The organism is Romboutsia maritimum, from assembly GCF_002251085.2.
Classification (GTDB): domain Bacteria; phylum Bacillota; class Clostridia; order Peptostreptococcales; family Peptostreptococcaceae; genus Romboutsia_B; species Romboutsia_B maritimum.
Genome location: NZ_NOJZ02000007.1, coordinates 1 through 19,526, shown reverse-complemented (window position 1 = coordinate 19,526; position 19,526 = coordinate 1). Strand labels below are relative to the sequence as shown.

At 24.9% G+C, this 19,526-nt stretch carries 20 protein-coding genes and 1 other annotated feature; of the genes, 11 read left to right on the top strand and 9 right to left on the bottom strand.

The window, feature by feature from the left end:
- Positions 1 to 27: 27 nt before the first annotated feature.
- Together CHF27_RS05700 and CHF27_RS05695 are read right to left on the bottom strand one after the other, a co-directional pair.
- Complete coding sequence (locus tag CHF27_RS05700) at positions 28 to 957, bottom strand: LysR family transcriptional regulator (protein ID WP_095406931.1); 930 nt, start codon at positions 955 to 957, stop codon at positions 28 to 30.
- A gap of 76 nt (positions 958 to 1,033) precedes the next feature.
- On the bottom strand, positions 1,034 to 1,474 hold the full coding sequence (locus tag CHF27_RS05695) for a GNAT family N-acetyltransferase (protein ID WP_095406930.1): 441 nt from the start codon (positions 1,472 to 1,474) through the stop codon (positions 1,034 to 1,036).
- A gap of 157 nt (positions 1,475 to 1,631) precedes the next feature.
- Between CHF27_RS05695 and CHF27_RS05690 the strand changes: the two genes are divergently transcribed.
- From CHF27_RS05690 to CHF27_RS05680, 3 genes are all read left to right on the top strand, one after another.
- Positions 1,632 to 2,621, top strand: a complete 990-nt coding sequence (locus tag CHF27_RS05690; RefSeq protein ID WP_408638581.1) for a DUF2232 domain-containing protein — start codon at positions 1,632 to 1,634, stop codon at positions 2,619 to 2,621.
- Positions 2,622 to 2,786: 165 nt separating this feature from the next.
- Positions 2,787 to 3,040, top strand: a binding site (T-box leader).
- Between the two features lie 66 nt (positions 3,041 to 3,106).
- A complete protein-coding gene (gene tyrS / locus CHF27_RS05685) occupies positions 3,107 to 4,312 on the top strand; it encodes a tyrosine--tRNA ligase (protein WP_095406928.1) in 1,206 nt (401 codons plus the stop codon).
- 212 nt (positions 4,313 to 4,524) lie between these two features.
- On the top strand, positions 4,525 to 4,800 hold the full coding sequence (locus CHF27_RS05680) for a BMC domain-containing protein (protein ID WP_095406927.1): 276 nt from the start codon (positions 4,525 to 4,527) through the stop codon (positions 4,798 to 4,800).
- A gap of 117 nt (positions 4,801 to 4,917) precedes the next feature.
- Here the strand turns inward: CHF27_RS05680 and CHF27_RS05675 are convergent, their stop codons facing one another.
- Together CHF27_RS05675 and CHF27_RS05670 are read right to left on the bottom strand one after the other, a co-directional pair.
- Entirely contained in the window at positions 4,918 to 5,571 is a 654-nt protein-coding gene (locus tag CHF27_RS05675) for a TetR/AcrR family transcriptional regulator (protein ID WP_095406926.1), read from the bottom strand.
- A gap of 221 nt (positions 5,572 to 5,792) precedes the next feature.
- Positions 5,793 to 6,710: a polysaccharide deacetylase family protein gene (locus CHF27_RS05670; protein ID WP_095406925.1), complete on the bottom strand. Its 918-nt coding sequence runs from the start codon at positions 6,708 to 6,710 to the stop codon at positions 5,793 to 5,795.
- Between the two features lie 322 nt (positions 6,711 to 7,032).
- Between CHF27_RS05670 and CHF27_RS05665 the strand changes: the two genes are divergently transcribed.
- From CHF27_RS05665 to CHF27_RS05645, 5 genes are all read left to right on the top strand, one after another.
- Positions 7,033 to 7,941 (top strand): DMT family transporter, encoded by a 909-nt coding sequence (locus CHF27_RS05665; protein ID WP_095406924.1) that lies wholly within the window; start codon positions 7,033 to 7,035, stop codon positions 7,939 to 7,941.
- A gap of 94 nt (positions 7,942 to 8,035) precedes the next feature.
- Positions 8,036 to 8,257 carry a hypothetical protein gene (locus CHF27_RS05660; RefSeq protein WP_095406923.1) on the top strand — a complete coding sequence of 74 codons (222 nt, stop codon included), beginning with the start codon at positions 8,036 to 8,038 and terminating at the stop codon, positions 8,255 to 8,257.
- Between the two features lie 137 nt (positions 8,258 to 8,394).
- Positions 8,395 to 9,531 carry an aminotransferase class V-fold PLP-dependent enzyme gene (locus tag CHF27_RS05655; RefSeq protein WP_095406922.1) on the top strand — a complete coding sequence of 379 codons (1,137 nt, stop codon included), beginning with the start codon at positions 8,395 to 8,397 and terminating at the stop codon, positions 9,529 to 9,531.
- 21 nt (positions 9,532 to 9,552) lie between these two features.
- On the top strand, positions 9,553 to 10,086 hold the full coding sequence (locus CHF27_RS05650; RefSeq protein WP_095406921.1) for a (Fe-S)-binding protein: 534 nt from the start codon (positions 9,553 to 9,555) through the stop codon (positions 10,084 to 10,086).
- A 102-nt stretch (positions 10,087 to 10,188) separates the two neighbouring features.
- Entirely contained in the window at positions 10,189 to 10,734 is a 546-nt protein-coding gene (locus tag CHF27_RS05645) for an NADH peroxidase (RefSeq protein ID WP_095406920.1), read from the top strand.
- 153 nt (positions 10,735 to 10,887) lie between these two features.
- On the opposite strand, the gene CHF27_RS05640 is transcribed toward CHF27_RS05645, so the two are convergent.
- From CHF27_RS05640 to CHF27_RS05620, 5 genes are all read right to left on the bottom strand, one after another.
- Positions 10,888 to 12,132 carry an ABC transporter permease gene (locus CHF27_RS05640; RefSeq protein WP_095406919.1) on the bottom strand — a complete coding sequence of 415 codons (1,245 nt, stop codon included), beginning with the start codon at positions 12,130 to 12,132 and terminating at the stop codon, positions 10,888 to 10,890.
- Positions 12,132 to 12,815: an ABC transporter ATP-binding protein gene (locus CHF27_RS05635; protein ID WP_095406918.1), complete on the bottom strand. Its 684-nt coding sequence runs from the start codon at positions 12,813 to 12,815 to the stop codon at positions 12,132 to 12,134. Before CHF27_RS05635 ends, CHF27_RS05640 begins: the two co-directional genes overlap by 1 nt.
- Before the next feature lies 1 nt (position 12,816).
- Positions 12,817 to 13,887, bottom strand: coding sequence for an efflux RND transporter periplasmic adaptor subunit (locus tag CHF27_RS05630; RefSeq protein ID WP_095406917.1), 1,071 nt, complete (start codon positions 13,885 to 13,887; stop codon positions 12,817 to 12,819).
- Between the two features lie 151 nt (positions 13,888 to 14,038).
- On the bottom strand, positions 14,039 to 15,043 hold the full coding sequence (locus tag CHF27_RS05625) for a sensor histidine kinase (protein ID WP_095406916.1): 1,005 nt from the start codon (positions 15,041 to 15,043) through the stop codon (positions 14,039 to 14,041).
- A gap of 15 nt (positions 15,044 to 15,058) precedes the next feature.
- Positions 15,059 to 15,733, bottom strand: coding sequence for a response regulator transcription factor (locus CHF27_RS05620; RefSeq protein WP_095406915.1), 675 nt, complete (start codon positions 15,731 to 15,733; stop codon positions 15,059 to 15,061).
- 202 nt (positions 15,734 to 15,935) lie between these two features.
- Here CHF27_RS05620 and CHF27_RS05615 point away from each other — a divergent pair, with 202 nt between their 5' ends.
- From CHF27_RS05615 to CHF27_RS14690, 3 genes are read left to right on the top strand one after another with little or no spacing between them, the layout of a single operon-like run.
- Positions 15,936 to 16,703: an ABC transporter ATP-binding protein gene (locus tag CHF27_RS05615; protein WP_095406914.1), complete on the top strand. Its 768-nt coding sequence runs from the start codon at positions 15,936 to 15,938 to the stop codon at positions 16,701 to 16,703.
- A complete protein-coding gene (locus tag CHF27_RS05610; protein ID WP_095406913.1) occupies positions 16,690 to 18,615 on the top strand; it encodes an ABC transporter permease in 1,926 nt (641 codons plus the stop codon). Before CHF27_RS05615 ends, CHF27_RS05610 begins: the two co-directional genes overlap by 14 nt.
- Positions 18,606 to 18,767: a TraX family protein gene (locus CHF27_RS14690; RefSeq protein ID WP_115975994.1), complete on the top strand. Its 162-nt coding sequence runs from the start codon at positions 18,606 to 18,608 to the stop codon at positions 18,765 to 18,767. Before CHF27_RS05610 ends, CHF27_RS14690 begins: the two co-directional genes overlap by 10 nt.
- Positions 18,768 to 19,526 lie beyond the last annotated feature (759 nt).

Genomic DNA, 19,526 nt, shown 5'->3' with positions numbered 1-19,526 from the left:
AAAAAATTTAAGACGGTCTTTTACTTTTTAGTAACTATCCAGTTGAGTAGATTCATTACTTACTTGAACATTAAACCACTTTATCGCAAATTTTTTAAAGATAGCTTCATTTTTAGTAAGTTGTCTATTTTTACTGTTAACTAAAAGAATTTTAGATGAAATATTATCTTTCAAATTTATAATCTTAATATTTTTGTTGATATTGTTTTTAAATGAATTAGCAACAGTACAAGGTATAATTGTTATACCTATGTCTTCAGATACTAAAGCTAACAAAGTCTTAGTATGACTATCTATATATAATATATCTGGGAAAAAATTTAAGTTACCCCAAATGTTAAGAAAAATGTTATGCATAGAAGAATCTGAGTTGAGTGAAATATATTTTTCTTTATGAGTATCATATAAACTTATGCTTTTAGTATCTTCTAAATTATTATTATTAGAAGTAACTAAAACTAAATTGTCTGTAAATAATTCGTGAGATTCTAGTATATCTTTGTATGTATTTAATGTATTAATGAATCCTAAATTAATTTTAGATGTACTTAAATATTCTAAAATAGATTTATTACCTCTTTCTATTAGTTCTATATGTATATTAGGGTATTCTTTATGAAAATCACCTATTAAAGTAGCAAGTCCATATTCTACCATAGTGTCTGTAACACCGATAGAAAGTGTTGTACTTTCCTCAACCCTATATTTGTTCATAATAGATTTTATTTCATCACAGTTTTGCACAGCTTTTTTAGCAAATAGTAAGAATTCTTCACCAGCAGGAGTTAACTTAATGCTTCTATGTTCTCTTTTAAATAGTTCAACACCTATTTCCTTTTCAAGTGATTTTATCTGTTTAGATATAGATGATTGAGAAATAAATAAATCTTGGGCTGCTAGAGTGAAGTGGTTATGTTTTACAATGGCTAAAAAAGATTTTAGTTGTTCAAAAGTCATAATTTCACCCCTATAAAAAATTAAATAAAATTACATTTACAAAATTTATTATAGCAGATTAGTGAAAATTTATATATTATAATCTCATTTTAACATGAGGAATACCGACCTCATCATAAACATCTGATATTTCTTTAAATCCACAAGATAAATATAAATCTTTTATGTATTCTTGAGCAGATAAAGTTATATTATTTTCATGTAGATTGAATTTTATAAAATCTATAGCAACATACATCATTTGTTTAGCTATACCTTGTTTTCTTGAAGATGATAAAACCAATACACGTCCAATAGATATTTCATTATAAGAACTAAATTCTTTTGGAACTATTCTTGAATAAGCGATTATTTTATTATTTTTTTCAAGAAAAACATGGTAACAATTTTTATCTATATCGTCAAAATCATTTTCTTGAAAAATTCTTTGTTCACAAGCAAACACCTCATATCTACATTTTGCTATTTCGTAAACTTCATTTATAGATAAATCGTTAAAGTGCTTTATTTTAAACATAATATAGCCTCCTTTTGTTTTTATAATAAATATTATATGTATTATATCAGTAATTTAGTTAATTATTAAGGCTAAATTTATAGTTAATACAAAATTGTATTTCAAAATAATAAAAAGTGGTATACTAAGTTTAATTAAAAATATTTAGTATGGAGGGATGTGTTTGAGTACAACTAAAAAATTAACAGAAGCAGCTATTTTGTCTTCTCTATTTATTGTTAGTACTATAATAGCTGTTGGAAGTGGACTAGGATATGGTATTTATTTAGATTTTATAGTGCCGATATTCTTTTGTATAATATGTTTAAAATGTGAAATTAAATATACAATTTTATCTTCAGTAAGTTCTGTATTGATAGTATCTTTAGTTTTAGGAAATATAGGAACTGCTATATGGATAAGTCAAGGCATGATGATTGGAATTTTATGTGGTTTTTTATTATCAAAATCAACGACAATTTTAGATGATATGGTTTATGGATCTATATTAGGAATAATTATAATGATATTTATAGATATTTACGGTTCAGCATTAATAGGTTATAGTTTTATGCAAGAATTTCAAGGATACTCAGATATATTAGTAAATAAATTTAATATACCAAGAAACATAGTAGATATAGCGTATTATATGGTAATAGGGTTGTTTCCTTTTGGGACTGTATTTAGTATATATTATTTATCATTAATAGTTGGTAAAAAACTAAATATATTAAAAGGAAATTCAAAGAAAAAGCTATTAATAATGCAGAGTTTTAAAAAATGTGGTAGATTTATTTGTTGTTCTAAAAAAGTATTTTATGGATGTGTATTTTTCATATTTACTATGGAAATAATAAGTATTTTAGGAATAAAGTCAAATAATATATATATAAAAACTGTATTAATGTCAGCAAAATATTTATGTTATTATTTTGTAATTAGAGATGGATATACAGCTATACAAAATTTTATTTTATCAAAATATCAAAAAATATCATATGCTAGAATCTTAACATTAGTAACTATAACTTTATTAGCTACAATGTTTAAAATTACAGCAGTTATATTGATAATATTTAACATTATTTTAGATACAAAAATCAATATACGTATTGAACAAATAAATATAATTAATTCTTATGCAAATAGTTTAGTACATAAATAAACAAGCATAAATAAAAATTGAAAGTTATGATTAATAAATTAATAAAATTAAATGAATTATAAAAATATTTATTTTTGTTGTATAATAAAAAAATAATTGAATATAATAATAAAAAATATTGACAAATTATTAAAATCCGAATATATTAGAATTAATAACTGATAAATTAAAGCTATGAAGAGAAGAAGTAAATCTAATAGAGTTTAACAGAGAGTTACCGGAAGGTGAGAGGTGCAAAATAAGTTAGATTGAATACATCTATGAGCAGTAGTTCCGAAAGATAACAACTAGTAGGCGACTATCGTGTTTGCACACGTTACAGTGCAGTAGTATACGAAAATTTGTGTACTTTAAGAGATTAATATTTATATATTAATGAATTAAGGTGGTACCACGTGAGTTAAGCTCTCGTCCTTTTATAGGATGAGGGCTTTTTTAATTTAAAAAATTATAAAGTTAAAATACATTATTTAGGAGGATTCAAAATGAAAAGTGTTGAAGAACAAATTAAAATAATAATGAAGGGTGTAGACGATATAATTGATGAAAAAGATTTAAAAGAAAAATTAGAGAAAGCTCAAAGAGAAAATAGATCTTTAGTTGTAAAATTAGGATTAGATCCAAGTGCACCAGATATACATTTAGGACATACGGTAGTTCTTAGAAAAATGAAACAATTACAAGATTTAGGTCATAAAGTAATAATTATAATAGGAGATTTTACAGGAAAAATAGGAGACCCAACTGGTAAGTCTAAAGCAAGAAAGGCTTTAACTACAGAGCAAGTTTTACAAAATGCAAAAACTTACGAAGAACAAATATTTAAAGTATTAGATAAAGAGAAAACAGAAGTAAGATTCAATAGTGAATGGTTAGCTAAATTAAACTTTGAAGATGTAATAAAATTAGCGGCTACTATAACTGTTGCTAGAATGCTTGAAAGAGAAGATTTTAAAAAGAGATATGAAAATCATATGCCAATATCAGTTCATGAGTTCTTCTACCCTTTAATGCAAGCTTATGATTCAGTAGCTATAAAAGCAGATATAGAATTAGGTGGAACAGACCAAAGATTCAATTTATTAATGGGTAGAGCATTACAAAGAGAATTTAATCAAGAATCTCAAGTAGTAATAATGATGCCTTTAATAGAAGGTCTTGATGGAAAAGATAAAATGAGTAAGAGTTTAGGTAACTATATTGGAATAGATGAAGAAGCTGCAGTAATGTACGAAAAATCTATGCAAATACCAGATGAATTAATAGTTAAATATTACAATTTAGTAACTGATGTTCATCCTGATGTAGTAAACAAAATAAAAGAAGATTTAGCTTTAGATAGAGTAAACCCAAGAGACATAAAAATGAATTTAGCTAGAGAAATAGTTACATTATACCACGGAGAAGATGCAGTTAAAGATGCTGAAGAAAGATTTAAAACTGTATTCCAAAAAGGTCAAATACCAGATGATATACAAATAGTTCAAGTAGGTATTGATGGATTTGATTTAGGAACTATATTAGTTGATACTAATATAGTAAAAAGTAAAAGTGAAGTAAGAAGATTAGCTACACAAGGTGGAGTTAAAATAAACGGAGAAAAAGTTACTGATTTAATGAAGGTTAAACCAGAAGGCGAGTTAGTAGTTCAAATAGGTAAAAAGAAATTTGTTAAAATTGTAATAGAATAAGTTTTAATAAAAATTTTAAATAACTAAAAAACTCTTTCAATTTTATTGTTTTATGACACAATAAATTGAAGGAGTTTTTTTATTAAAGATTAAAAATTATATAAATTACACAACATATAAATGATAATTTATATAATCATTTAAATATAGTGGAAAAATATTTTTTTTAGGCATATATATAATTAACTAACGAATTCAAAGGAGATGAAAATATGGGAAAAGCTTTAGGTATGATAGAGACCAAAGGATTAGTAGCTGCATTAGAAGCTACAGATGTTATATTAAAATCATCTAATGTATCCTTAGAGGCTTGTGAGAAAATTGGATTTGGACTAGTTACTATAGTAATAAGCGGAAATATAGGTGATGTAAAAACTGCAATTGAAGCAGGTGCAGAAGCAGCTGGATGTATAGGTGAAATTTATGCAGTACACGTTATAGAAAATCCTCATAAGGGAGTTATAGAAATTTTATCAAAGGGAGAATAAAAACATAAGTAAAAATGAGAAAAATCTATGAGAAAAAAAATGAGTATTTAAAAAAATAAAAGCATTATAGTAAAATTATATATACTATAATGCTTTTATTAAATAGAAATGTATAATTTATTTAAGCAGATTAATATTACATACATCTACACTTTTTAATAGTTCTCTATGAGTTTTTAAACATTCTATTATTAAATCATCTTGAATTTTGAATAATCTAGCTGTCATAATACAAGATTTCAGACAAAAATCTATTTTCGAACTAAATACATTATCTTCAATATGTTTTATAGTAAGCTCTCTTCTAGCTCCAAAATCACAAAGATATAAAATTTCTAATTCTTTTTGATCAATACCTAAATCAAATTCTTTAATAAATGGAGTATATAAGTTATCTAGTAATTCGTTAGACATAAATGCATAAAGAGAATGATTTTTTAATACCTTATAGTGAAAATGTAATGATATGTCATCTTCCAATATATTATAGTAATATACAAAAGATGTAAGTACAAATTTTTCAAGACTATTTAAATTACTATTAACGTTACTATTGATGAATGTTACTATATTTGATACATAGTCTTGATATATACGTCTAAGTAAATCTTGCTTAGTTTTAAAATAATAAGTAAAATTACCTAATGTAATATTACATTCATCACAAATTTCTTGTATTGTAGTTTGAGAATAGCCTTTTTCATAAAAAAATTTTTTAGATATAGTAACTATGTCATTACAAGTATTCAACCCTTTTTTATATCTGCCCATAAATAAATCCTCCGTAAAAGTTTAAATTTAAAAAATATATTTCCTGATATTATTAGATTATAACTAAAAAATTAAAAAAATAAAACGAAATATATAAAAATTTTTGAAAAATAATTAAAATTCATAAAAATATTAGAAATTAAGTTATTTTATACATTATTAACCATTTAAAAAAGTATAGTTAGATTTAACTTTATACAAACCGAACTATACTCTTTATGTTATATTAAAATTTTAAATTTATACCCATTATCTTTATAATAATTAATAATTTTATCTAAAGATTTTACTGTTTCTTCTTTACCATACCCATCATGCATTAAAAGAACAACTATTTCTTTACCAGCAGATGTTTGTTTGGCATATTGAAATAACTCTTCATTATTTTTTCTTTTACCTTGATCATCAGCATTTAAAGAATTCCAATCGACACTAATCATATTATTTTCATTTAAATATTTTTTAAGTGGATCCATGTTATTCCAATTTATAGAACCTCCAGGACATCTTAAGATATTAGAGAAAAATTTATCACCTAATATTTTTTTAAATACTTTCTCTGTACTTTTAAGATCATAAGTAAATGACTTTATATCTAAGTTTCCATCAGGATATAATGAAGATGTATCGTGTGAATAGGTATGATAACCTATTGAATGACCTTCATCAAGAGTTCTTTTTAATATTTTGCCAGCACCATCAATTTCTAAGGATTTACCCTGTATGAAAAATGTAGCTTTAACTTGATGTTTATTTAAAATATCTAAGATAGCAGGTGTATTAGTAGTAGAAGGACCATCATTAAAAGTAAGAAACACTATTTTTTCTCCATTATTTGAATAATCGTAAGAATTTAATTTTTCCGAGATTTTGCGTGAGTCATATCCATATTTTGTTGAGGAATCTTTTATTGCTCCTACAATTGGTTCGGATTTTTCTTCTTGTTCTTCTTCAATCTGTTTTTTTTCTTCAATCTGCTTCTCTTTTTCAAATTTTTCTTCTTTAATAGTACTAACTTTTTTTTGGAGAATACTTTTTAATGGATTTTGCGTATTTCCAAAAAACATAGAAAAAAGACTTACAATTGCAACAGATATAAAAGCAATCATAAGTGTTGTTTTCTTTTTTTTCTTTCTCATCTGTTTAATCTCCTTTTATGTCGAACATAATCGAAATAATTATAGTATAATTATATCTAAAAAATAGAAAAAAGTAAAATGGTAAATTTACAAGATTATATATTTTATATACAAAAATATCAAAATTAAGAATATATAGAGAAATTAAAATGAGTATAGTTGTAACAGGTAAAGATTTAAAAGAAAAAGTATAATGAAATAAACTGTTAAAATGAATAGAAGGGGTTTACAAAGTCATATATATACATTAATGTTAAATTAGGGTATATTTTAAAGATTCAATTTAAAATTAGAATATTAGCATAGAAAAGGGGGTAATTATTTGAATAAACACATGGGAGAAATAGGATTATTATCAGTTGCAATAATTTGGGGGAGTGGATTTATAGGGACCCAAGTTTCTTTGGATAATGGACTCACTCCATTGCAATTATTAACATTAAGATTTTTAATAGGTTCAATACTTTTAAGTATAATATTTTTTAAAAAAATAAAAATTAATTTGAATAAAGAATCTTTAAAAAGCGGTATAGTACTTGGTATATTTTTATTTATAGCATTTGTAGTCCAAACAATAGGATTAACATACACTACGCCATCTAAGAATGCTTTTATAACAGCTGTAAATGTTGTGATTGTACCGTTTATAGGATTTATAATTTATAAAGATAAATTAGATAAAATAGGAATAATAAGTAGTATAATAGCGATAATAGGAATAGCTATATTATCATTAGAACATGATTTTTCGGTTAATTTTGGAGATTTTTTAACCTTAATTTCTGCTTTTGCCTTTGCTTTTCATATATTTTTTACAAGTCAATTTGCAAATAAACATAATCCATTAGTATTAACAGTCATTCAATTTAGTGTTGCATTTATATTATCATTAGTAGTTCAAATTTTTATAGGAGAAGGAAAAATAGTAGCAGACAAAAGCGCATATATAGGAGTAATATATTTAGGTATATTCTGTACTACAATAGCATTTTTAGGTCAAACTATTTGTCAAAAGAAGGTTGAAGGACCAAAAGCAGCAATTATAATGTCAACAGAAGCAGTTTTTGGAACAATTTTATCTGTTATTGTATTAAAAGAGCCTGTTACAATAAGAATGATTTTAGGAAGTCTGTTAATATTTAGTGCTATTATAACAGCAGAAACTAAATTGTCTTTTTTGAAAAAGAAAGAAGCAAAATTACAAAATAGTGAAGATAGTGCTGGTTTATAAAAAATCCAATATATTCAAGTAAATAAAATTGCATTAAAAAATTTATTTGTTAAATAATAATTAAGACAATAATTATTAAAAAGGAAGTGACAATATGCCAAAGCATCCTAATAGAGTACCGAAATATAATAAAAAACCTGATGCTATGAAAATAGAAGCAGCAAGAGAATTAGGGATAGAACATGAAAGTGGAGTAGAAGTAAATGTAAAACTAGCAGCTCAAGGAGAAAGTAAGTATAGTAAGAAAACAACAAATAGAATAAATAATATAAAAACTAAATATAGATTTAAAAATAGAGAAGATAACCCAGAATAATTTGAAATTGTTAAAAAAGAGCTGTCTAAAAATAAGATTTTATATTTTAAGACAGCTCTTATTGTATAAATAGTATTAAAATTGTGATATTATTAAGTTAAAAAGGTTAGGAAAAGTTTAACTAAGGGGGAAATATCATGGGGGTTTACTTAGATAATGCAGCTACATCATATCCAAAACCAATAGAAGTAGCAAAATCAATATATGATTTTATGATAAATAATGGCACAAGTTCAGGAAGAGGTTCTTACCAAAAAGCTATGCAGTCAGATTTTTTAGTTTATGAAACTAGAAAATTAATAGCATCTTTATTTAATTTCAACAATCCTAAAAATGTGATTTTCACATCCAATATAACAGAATCTTTAAATTTAGCTTTAAGAGGAATTCTAAAGGAAAATGACCATGTAGTAACAAGTAGCTTAGAGCATAATGCAGTATGGAGATGTTTAAAAACTTTAGAAAAAGATAGAAATATAAGTATAACAAAAGTATCAGCAGATGAAAAAGGATATACAAATATTAATGATGTTAAAAATTGTATAAAAGAAAATACAGCTCTAGTAGTATTTACACACGCATCAAATGTGTTAGGAACTATCCAACCAATTAAAGAAATAGGAAAATTATGTAGGAAAAACAAAATACCATTTTTAGTAGATGCAGCACAAACAGCAGGTGCGTATCCTATTGATGTAGAAAAAGAAAACATAGATATACTAGCTTTTACAGGTCATAAGAGTTTATTAGGACCTATGGGAACAGGTGGACTTGTTATAAATTGTAATTATAATATAAATCCATTAAAATCAGGGGGAACAGGTGGAGATTCTTCGTATGAATATCAACCTAATTATTATCCAAATAAACTAGAAGCAGGAACTTTAAATGTATCAGGAATAGTAGGATTAAAAGAAGCTATTAACTTCATAAATAAAGAAACAGTAGAAAAAATTCATGATAAAGAAAAAGAACTAACTAAGTATGCATTAGAAGAATTAAAAAAAGTAAAAGATATAAAGATTTATGGTCCTAAAAATAATGAAGATATTGTAGGTGTGATATCTTTTAATATAAAAAATTACAAGGCAGAAGATGTAGCACATTATCTAGATACTAAGCATAATATAATGGTTAGAGCAGGACTTCACTGTGCGCCTAATGCCCATGATTTAATTAATACAAAATCAATAGGAACTTTAAGAATAGGTATTGGATATTTTAATGAGAAAGAAGATATAAATAAATTAGTAACTTCATTAAATAATTTATAATACAAAAGGGTGGTAGAAATAATGTATTTAGAAAAAGTAACTTTAGACTTCATTCAACCATGCACTACAGATTCATTAAGAATAAGAATAAAAGCAAATTTTTCAAGAGATATTAGAGGTATATTTCCATATATGAATACATATTTAAAAACAGCAATTTATAATAAGAAAGCAAATACATTAGTTTTTAATAATGAACATAAAATTATAACAATGTATCCAGATAAAGTAGCTATATCTAAATTAATAAATGAAACTGATGCGTTTGAAACGTTAGACTCATTGAAAAATATTATAAATACTGTATATGAAAAAAGGGAAGAGATAAATCCTTCAGATGAAATGAAAAAACTACCTAGTCCATTTGAAGTATATGCATATTTACCTAAATTAAATTGTAAAAAATGTGGGCAAGAGACTTGTTTAGCTTTTGCAACAAAACTAGTTAAAGGTAAAGTTAGTATAAAAAAATGTTTGAATTTATATGAAAAGGGGAATGAAGATAATGTAGTAAAAATAGAAGAGATGATGTTACTACTAGGTTATGAAATATAAATAAATATATAAAATATGTTTAAGGTGAATACTTTCGGGTATATATATCTTACAACATAAAAAAATAAATTTAAAAGTGAAAATATTAGGAGGAGAATAATTATGAAAAAGTTTGTATGTACAGTATGTGGATATATATATGAAGGGGAAACTGCACCAGAAGTATGTCCAGTGTGTAAAGTTGGAGCTGAAAAGTTTGAAGAAATGAGTGGAGAAATGGTATGGGCTGATGAACACAGAATAGGTGTAGCTCAAGGTGTAGATGAAGAAGTACTAGAAGGGTTAAGAGCTAACTTTGTTGGAGAATGTACAGAAGTAGGTATGTATTTAGCAATGAGTAGACAAGCAGATAGAGAAGGATTCCCAGAAGTAGCAGAAGCGTATAAAAGAATAGCATTTGAAGAAGCAGAACATGCAGCTAAGTTCGCTGAATTATTAGGAGAAGTAGTAGTAGCAGATACAAAAGAAAACTTAAGAGTTAGAGTTGAAGCTGAATATGGAGCAACTGATGGAAAATTAAAATTAGCTAAAAAAGCTAAGGAATTAGGATTAGATGCTATACATGATACAGTTCATGAAATGTGTAAAGATGAAGCTAGACATGGTAAAGCATTCTTAGGATTATTAGAAAGATATTTTAGAAAGTAAATTTAATATAAATTAAGTTAAAAAAGTTATCTTAAATTTAAGATAACTTTTTTTATTAGCAAGAAATTATAAACATTTTATAAAAATTAACATAATCAAAATTAAAAAGTTACCTTCTTAAAATTTATATTATAGAAGATAACTTATATTTTGTTACTGTTTATAAATAGCTTTAATAGGATCTAATCTGGAAGCTTTAAATGCTGGAACTATACCAAATATAATACCTACTAAAATAGTAGTAATACTAGCAAATACAAAACTTTTTAAATTAGGAATAGCTTTAAATGGAAGATAATTAGAAACATATTTAGTAGAAATAAATCCAATTAAAATTCCTAAAATACCTCCTAAAATTGTTATAAATGTTGATTCAACTAAAAATTGAAACAATATAGTTCTTGGCTTAGCACCAATTGCACGTCTTATACCAATTTCTCTTTGTCTTTCCATAACAGATACATACATTATGTTCATTACACCTATTCCACCGACAAATAGTGATACAAATGTAATTATAGGTATGAATCTATTTACATTGTAAGTAAGAGATTGAAGTTCAGCTTCTTGCTGAGCTGCTTGTTCAGAAGGATCTTCTGTCATATATGTTCCGTCTATACCTGGATGAAGCTCATATAATTTACTTATAACAGTATTTGCTACATCAAATACATCATATCCCTTAGAACATACTAAATCTAAACTTAATACTTCAGGAGTATAGGCAAAATGAGTCATTAAATCATCAAAAGCTTTTTTAGGAATATAAGCAGTTGCATATCCACCCTCAGTAGACATAGGGTCTTCATTTTGAGAATCTGTGCTAATTGAAGATTCATCAACTACACCTATTACTTCATAGATATTATTATTAATAGTGATACCTTTACCTAATGAATTTTCAGGAGAATCAAAAAGGTCTGTAGCATTTTGAATAGTAATCATTACAACTCTTCTATTTTCATCATCAAGAGTAAAGTTTCTGCCATACATAGCTTTGACAGTAGAATCTTTCTTTAAAGGTGAAATTTCTATATCAGAAGTCTTCTTATCAAACATAGCACTAGCAAATTGAGTTGAACCCATATCAAAATCTTCTTTGCTTGGAGCTATTCTATCAACACCTTCAATAAAAGATAATGTTTCAATATCTTGATTTGTAAAAGGTTTTAAAAATGCACTCATGCTTTGCATGCTATAATTATTTGGTTCAAACTTTATTTTGATTTTATTATTGCTTACTTTACTTACTGATTTTTGGACTTGAGCCTCTAGACCATTTCCAATAGAACTTACAATTATGACTGAAGTTATACCAATTATAATCCAAAGTAAAGCCATAAATACACGAAGCTTATGTCCTCTTAAATTAGATATAGCACTTTTTATTAATCTCATCAATACCCCTCCTCAGTAAACACACCATCTTTAAGTTTTACAACTTTAGTAGCATATTTAACTAGGTCTTGGTCATGAGTAACCATTATGATAGTTTTACCTTCATTATGAAGTTCCTTTAAAAGCGTCATAATTTCTTCGCTAGTTTCACTATCTAAAGCACCTGTAGGTTCATCAGCAAATATTATTTGAGGATTATTAACTAAAGCCCTAGCAATAGCAATACGTTGTTGTTGACCTCCAGATAATTGAAGCGGGAATTGTTTACTTTTATCTTTAAGACCTACGGCATTTAATTTTTCATAAACTATTTTTTCCATTTCATCTTTTTTCATTTTTGAACCATATATTAAAGGCAATTCAACGTTTTTATAGATATTCAATGTTTCTATCAAGTTAAATTGTTGAAATACAAAGCCAATATTTTTATTTCTAAAAGTAGAACGTTGGTTTTCATTTAAATTAGTAACATTTTGTCCGCTAAAAATATATTTACCATTATCAAATTTATCAAGAAATCCTAGGATATTAAGTAGAGTAGTTTTACCACTACCAGATTTACCCATTATCATAACAAATTCTCCTGTTTCAATATCTAAGTTTAATGATTTTAAAACGTGTAATTTATCTTTCCCTACTTTATAATATTTTTGAATTTTTTCTAGTTTTATCAATGAACTCAAATTAGTTTACCGTACCTTCCTCTGAGTTTATAGAACTATCAGGATAAATAGGATCTCCTTCTTTCATATCTTCAGTAGGGTATCTTAAAATAATATCATTTGGACTAAGACCAGATTTAATTACAGTATATTCATCATTTTTACTTTCAATTTCTACAGTTTGTTTTTTTAGAATTCCATCTAAATCTTTAAATACATAAGGACTTTCTTCTGATTTTAAAATAGCAGATGAAGGTACTTTAGCATAACCACCTGAAATCTCAAGAGAAGCTTGAGCATGGAATCCATTAACTAATTTATTTTCGTCGTTAAAAGCTATGTTTACATCATAATAAGATAAAGAACCTTGTTCTATATTCATATCATTTACTTGAGTAGATGGTCTATCAGAGATAAAGCTTATTCTACCAGTAAGTGTTTGATTTGTAGAGAATATTAAAACTTTAACTGTTTGGTCTACTTGCATCTTAGCAAGGTCTTGCTCGTTAGCTTGTCCTTTCATATAAAACTCATTACTTTGAAGAGTCATAAATGAAGTAGGTTGTTCAACATTTTCAGAAGGCTCATTTAAATAAACTTTACCTGAAAAAGGAGCATATACACTAGTATAAGCTTTTTTATTAAGTACACTTATTTGAGTGTTAAGTTTAGTTATTTCAACTGTTACAGATGAATCAGCTTGACCTTCTGAGTTTGTGATGTTTTGTTTTTTTAAGTCATCTACCTGTGCTTTTAAACTTTCAATTTCGCTTATAGAAGCATTGTTTTTGCAAGTAAAAAGAAGATCACCTTTTTTTACGGATTTTCCATTTTCTACTTTTATTTTATCAATTTCATTATCAGCAGATATATTAAAATCTTTTGATTCTTTAGGAACTATAGTTCCGTTTACAAATATTTTTTCATTGTCCGCTATTGTATATGTTTCTATTTGGTTTTCTGCTTGATCTTTGGCAGAATTGTTAGGATTTTTTATTTTCCACCAAACGAATACACCAGATCCTAGACAAACAACAATTCCTATACAAATACCTATTTTAACTTTTTTATTTAATTTTTCAAAAAAAGACATATATTCCTCCTTATGTATATAAGATAATTCATATAGTAAAATTATAATGTTATACTAATATATAAGTCAAAGGAAATGAAAAATTAAGTCAAAATTGTAACTAAATAAATAAAAATTTATAAAAAATTAAGGATTTAACGAATATCTTGTATTATATATTTTGCTTTAAATTTATAGTAAATTCAGTGAATTCGTTATAAATTGAATTTACTGAAATACGATGATCTAACTTATTACATAATTCTTTTACAAGATAAAGGCCTAGTCCTGTAGATTTAGAATTATTTCTTCCATTGTTTCCAGTAAACCCTTTGTTAAAGATTCTATTTAAATCTTCTGTTTTTATACCACAACCAGTATCTTTTATTTTAATTGAAATATATCCTTTAGAATTTTCTCCAATTATAGATATATTACCTTGAGTATTTAAGTACTTTAAAGAGTTATTTATTAATTGGTCAAATATAAATAATAACCATTTTTTATCTGAAAGAACTATATAGTTTAAATTAGATAACTCTAACTTGATTTTTTTTGCTATGAAATATTTTGAATATTTTCGAATTACTTCTCTTACAGTTTTTTCAAGATTTACTTCTTGAACTAAAAAATCTTTATGGAAATCTTCTAAACGTGATAAATAAAGAACTCTTTCAACTGCATTTTCTATTCTCATAACTTCATTATCAACTTCATCTAAAACTTTTTCACAATAAGAACTTTGATTTTGTTCAATTATAAGTTTTATTATAGATATGGGCATTTTTATATCGTGAACCCACATACTCATTATTTCTGTGTTTTCTTCAAATTTATTAAAATTTTCATTTGCCATAGTTTCATATTGATTTTGATAATTCTTTATAATACTTAGATATAAATTTTCTTCATTAGTATTTTTAAGTAAACTAAGGTTATTGAGGTTACTTGAGATTAATCCATTATCTAGTAGATTAAAAAACTTTAATTTTCTAAAATAACTTATAAAAATATAGATTAATAATAAAGTTAAATTTAATAATGTTATATAAAATATAATATCAAATAATGGCTCATTAATTGGTGAAAGAACAATAATTGATATAGTAACAAATAAAAAGGTTAAATCAAAAACTAATAGTCCTAATTGGTCTTTTAAAAAATCTTTAAATTTCATAATTGATATAGTAGTCTACAGTATTATGTAGCCTAATCCTCTCTTAGTTTCAATAAAATTGTCTAAGTCTATCTCCTTTAACTTAGAGCGTATTCTATTTATATTTACAGTTAAGGTGTTATCATCTACAAACCAATCACTATCCCATAATTTTTTCATGAGTTTATCCCTACTTACTATTTGACTTTTATTTTTCATAAGTTCGTGAAGTATTTTTAATTCATTTTTTGTAAGTTCAATAGAATTATTATCATAACTTACAACAGCAGTAGATAAGTCTAAAGTAACTCCATTATGAACTATTTTATCAGAAGAATTATCAACAAAGTTATAAGTTCTTCTCAAAAGTGCATTAACTTTAGCTACTAAAACGTCTATTGAAAAAGGTTTTTGGATATAATCGTCAGCACCCAAATTAACCCCCATTATAACATCCATGTTTGAATTTCTAGATGATATAAAAATTATAGGAACCTTAGATATTTTTCTAATTTCATTACACCAATGAAATCCGTCATAAAAAGGAAGATTTATATCAAGTAAAACTAATTGGGGCTCAAAAGATTTAAATTCTTCTATGATTTTTTCTAAATCATTTATTTTATGTATAGTATGTCCCCAACGAGATAACCCTTCTCCTATTTGATTTTTTAAAGCAATATCATCTTCAATAATCATTATTTTAAACATAATTTTCCTCCCAGTGAAATTATATATAATAAAAAATTATATAGAAATTTTATATATAATTATATTTTAAACAAATTTTAATAAAAAATGAAGAAATATAATGAATACTTACAGAAATGTAACATTTTATTAATATAAATAAATGGTTATAAAATAATCATCGATATATAATAACCATAGAATTACTTTTAGGAGGAAAATTATGAAAGATATATTAATAGTAGAAAATATAAAAAAAGAATATGGAAAGAGAGGTGCAAGATATGAGGCACTAAAAGGAGTAAGCTTTAAAATTAATAAAGGTGAATTTGTAGGAATAATGGGTTCGTCAGGTGCAGGAAAATCAACTTTACTTAATATAATATCGACTATAGATAATCAAAGTTCAGGTAAAGTATATATAAATAATAATGATATAAGTAAAATGAATCAAAATCAAATAGCTGATTTTAGACGTGATAATTTAGGATTTGTATTTCAAGATTCTAATTTATTAGAAACACTTACTGTAAAAGAAAATATAATGTTACCTCTTTCGTTAAAAAATGAAAAGGTATCTGTTATAGAAAGTAGAATACAAGAGGTTGCAAAATCTCTAGATATAGAATCTATTTTGAATAAATATCCTTATGAAATATCTGGAGGTCAAAAGCAAAGAGGAGCAGTTTGTAGAGCTATAATTACTAAACCAGCTTTAATACTAGCAGATGAACCAACAGGAGCATTAGATTCTAAATCTGCAAGAAGTTTGTTAGATTCTTTTTCAAAATTAAATAAAGAAGATGAATCTACAATACTTATGGTAACTCATGATGCTATGAGTGCTAGTTATTGTAATCGGATATTATTTATAAAGGATGGAATAATTTTTACGGAACTTGTTAAAGGAGACAGCACTAAAGAGTTTTATCATAAGATACTAGATACAGTAGCTTTATTGGGAGGGGTAGATAAAAATGAACTTATTTAATATATCCCTAAAAAATGTTAAAAATAGTTTTTCAAATTATATTATGTATTTTGTATCTATAATATTTAGTGTATTTATATTTTTTAGCTTTAAATCGATACAGTATAATGAAGCATTATCTATACTTGGTGATAAATCAAGAACAAGTATAAATGCAGCTTCAAGCGTTATAGCACTATTTTCTTTCTTATTTATATACTATTCAAATGGATTTTTCTTAAATAGAAGAAAACAAGAAATAGGAACTTATTCTATGTTAGGAATGAGAAAAAATCAAATAGGAAAAATATTTTTATATGAAACATTTTTAATGGGAATAGGAGCAATAATTATAGGAATTATTTTAGGGTTTTTATTTTCAAAGCTTATGACTATGATGCTTATAAAAATCATGGGAGTATCTGTTATAGTAAAAATGAATTTAAGTGTAAAGGCTTTAATTCAAACAATTATAGTATTTATTGCAATATTTATAATTATAGGTGTTAGAAATATATTAGTTATAAAAAATAAAAAACTTATAGATTTATTTAAGAAGCAATCAGAGAAACAAAGTAAAAATAAATTTGTAAAAATAAAAGGAGTTCTAGGAATAGCATTGATTGTTTTATCGTATGCTATAGCAAACAGTGACTTTATAATTAAAGAAATTTCATTTGCTCCAGTAATTTTAGTTACAATAGTTCCTGGAACATTTTTATTCTTTTCATCAGCAGTATCGTTAATATTAAATTTAGTTAAAAATAAAAAAAGTTTATATTATAAAGGAAGAAACTTAATAGCATTTTCAGAGTTAAGTTATAAAATAAAAAGTAATTCAAAGATACTTGCTACAATAGCAATACTTATAGCAACAAGTGCAACTATACTTGGATTTACAATTTCATTTTATTATGACATAAATAGAAATATACAAGAAAATTACAAATATAGTTTTACAATAAATGCAGAGAATGAAGCTGTTAATAAAAAAGTAGATAATATACTTAACAAATATTATAAATCTAATAAAGTTAAGTATGATAAAGTAATAGAGTTATTAAAAAGAGATGTAAATTATGATATAGTTTATAAATATAAAAAAGATGGATTTAAGGAAAATAGAGAGGCATCTATAAATATAATAAGAGAAAGTGATTTTAAATCTTTAAGAAAATATAAAGGTGAAGAGTATAATGATTTAAGTTCAGATGAAAATATTCATTTTGTTTCAGATGAATATAGTAGAAGTTTTATTAAAAGTATAGCTAATACAAAATTAAACATTAAAGATGATAAAAAAACATTTAAAGTAGAAGAAGATATAAATCATTTACAGTTAAATGAACAGTCAACCTTTGACTTAGTTGTAGTAAAAGATAATGTATTTGACTTATTAAAGAAAAAAGATAATTTAGTTAAATTAAGAGTAATAGATGTTTCTCAAGGAAAAGAATTATTAAAAATGTCTTTAGAAATAGAAAAAGTGGTCAATGATAATATGAAGTTTAATTATCCATTTAATTTTACATCACAAATAGCATCATATAGAAGTTTAATAGAAATGAATGGATTAATGTTATTTATAGGTGTATTTTTATCAGCTGTATTTTTATTATGTACAGGAAGTATAATTTTATTTAAACAATTATCTAGTATTTATGATGATAAAGACAGATATATAATGATTAAAAAATTAGGTGCAAACAATAAAGATATAGAAAGGATGTTATCAAAGCAATTAAAGATAGTTTTCTTGCTTCCTTTGATTGTTGGAACTATGCATAATTTATTTGCTATGGCACTTTTACAAAAGCTTATGCCTAGATCTATAGTTGTGCCAGTTATTGTAACTTTAGCAATTTATTACACAGGATATTTTATGTATTATTTTATAACACTTAAATATGCTAAAGATATGGTATTAGATTAAAAGATGCTCTGTTACCAATATCAGTAATACTGTTTATATTAGCATATAATGGAGAAAGAGGGTTGAATAATAAATTCTCTAAATATTTATTTCATGTATTCTATCCATTACATTTATGGATTTTAGCATTATTAGAATTTTTATTAAAGTAAAAAAATGTAACAAAAAAAGAAAAATAGTATTATTATAATAGAAAATAAAGATAATTGTTTTAAACAATTATCTTTATTTTTTTTAAAACAAGAAACAAATTTGAATAATTAGAAAATACAAATTTTAAAGAAAAATAAAAAAGTTATAATAAGATACAAATTAATATGAAATATCTGTTGAAAGAAGTACTAAATATGAAATTTTAGTCGAGAAATGTATATGTATTATAATGATTTTTTAACTTTGATAAATAAAAAACTTATACTCAAAAAAACGTTTTTTATTGTTGACCCTTACCTAGGGTAACATTGTAGAATGTTCTTAGGCAATAAGTTAGGAAATGACAACTCAAGGAAAAAAATAAAACGTTTTTTTATCACAACAAAACATGCCCGATGGCTGAAGAAATAAGTAAGAACTATTAGATATTATACCTTTATATTTATATATAATGAGGCCATCTAATCATAATAGTTCAGGCAACTAAAAATAATATTTTTGATATTAAATGTAGTTTAGCTTTTAATAACTTTATAGTTTATATTTGATAAGTTACTTTGAATTCTACTTAATAAAGGACATATTTTATAGGTAGATGTATATTGTAAAATCAATACTTTTAATTGTAAAGTTTTAAAAATATATTAATTTCTTTAGAACATTCTTACAAAAGAACGAATTGTTCAAAAATTAGACAAAATTAAATGATGGAGAGGTAATAGCTATGGGAATAAGAGTAACAAGTGAAATTAAACCAC

Excerpts from the sequence above, each read along its gene's own strand:
- CHF27_RS05700 (WP_095406931.1), bottom strand. The coding sequence starts at position 957 with ATGACTTTTGAACAACTAAAATCTTTTTTAGCCATTGTAAAACATAAC.
- CHF27_RS05695 (WP_095406930.1), bottom strand. The coding sequence starts at position 1,474 with ATGTTTAAAATAAAGCACTTTAACGATTTATCTATAAATGAAGTTTAC.
- CHF27_RS05690 (WP_408638581.1), top strand. The coding sequence starts at position 1,632 with ATGTGTTTGAGTACAACTAAAAAATTAACAGAAGCAGCTATTTTGTCT.
- tyrS (WP_095406928.1), top strand. The coding sequence starts at position 3,107 with ATGAAAAGTGTTGAAGAACAAATTAAAATAATAATGAAGGGTGTAGAC.
- CHF27_RS05680 (WP_095406927.1), top strand. The coding sequence starts at position 4,525 with ATGGGAAAAGCTTTAGGTATGATAGAGACCAAAGGATTAGTAGCTGCA.
- CHF27_RS05675 (WP_095406926.1), bottom strand. The coding sequence starts at position 5,571 with ATGGGCAGATATAAAAAAGGGTTGAATACTTGTAATGACATAGTTACT.
- CHF27_RS05670 (WP_095406925.1), bottom strand. The coding sequence starts at position 6,710 with ATGAGAAAGAAAAAAAAGAAAACAACACTTATGATTGCTTTTATATCT.
- CHF27_RS05660 (WP_095406923.1), top strand. The coding sequence starts at position 8,036 with ATGCCAAAGCATCCTAATAGAGTACCGAAATATAATAAAAAACCTGAT.
- CHF27_RS05655 (WP_095406922.1), top strand. The coding sequence starts at position 8,395 with ATGGGGGTTTACTTAGATAATGCAGCTACATCATATCCAAAACCAATA.
- CHF27_RS05650 (WP_095406921.1), top strand. The coding sequence starts at position 9,553 with ATGTATTTAGAAAAAGTAACTTTAGACTTCATTCAACCATGCACTACA.
- CHF27_RS05645 (WP_095406920.1), top strand. The coding sequence starts at position 10,189 with ATGAAAAAGTTTGTATGTACAGTATGTGGATATATATATGAAGGGGAA.
- CHF27_RS05640 (WP_095406919.1), bottom strand. The coding sequence starts at position 12,132 with ATGAGATTAATAAAAAGTGCTATATCTAATTTAAGAGGACATAAGCTT.
- CHF27_RS05630 (WP_095406917.1), bottom strand. The coding sequence starts at position 13,887 with ATGTCTTTTTTTGAAAAATTAAATAAAAAAGTTAAAATAGGTATTTGT.
- CHF27_RS05625 (WP_095406916.1), bottom strand. The coding sequence starts at position 15,043 with ATGAAATTTAAAGATTTTTTAAAAGACCAATTAGGACTATTAGTTTTT.
- CHF27_RS05620 (WP_095406915.1), bottom strand. The coding sequence starts at position 15,733 with ATGTTTAAAATAATGATTATTGAAGATGATATTGCTTTAAAAAATCAA.
- CHF27_RS05615 (WP_095406914.1), top strand. The coding sequence starts at position 15,936 with ATGAAAGATATATTAATAGTAGAAAATATAAAAAAAGAATATGGAAAG.
- CHF27_RS05610 (WP_095406913.1), top strand. The coding sequence starts at position 16,690 with ATGAACTTATTTAATATATCCCTAAAAAATGTTAAAAATAGTTTTTCA.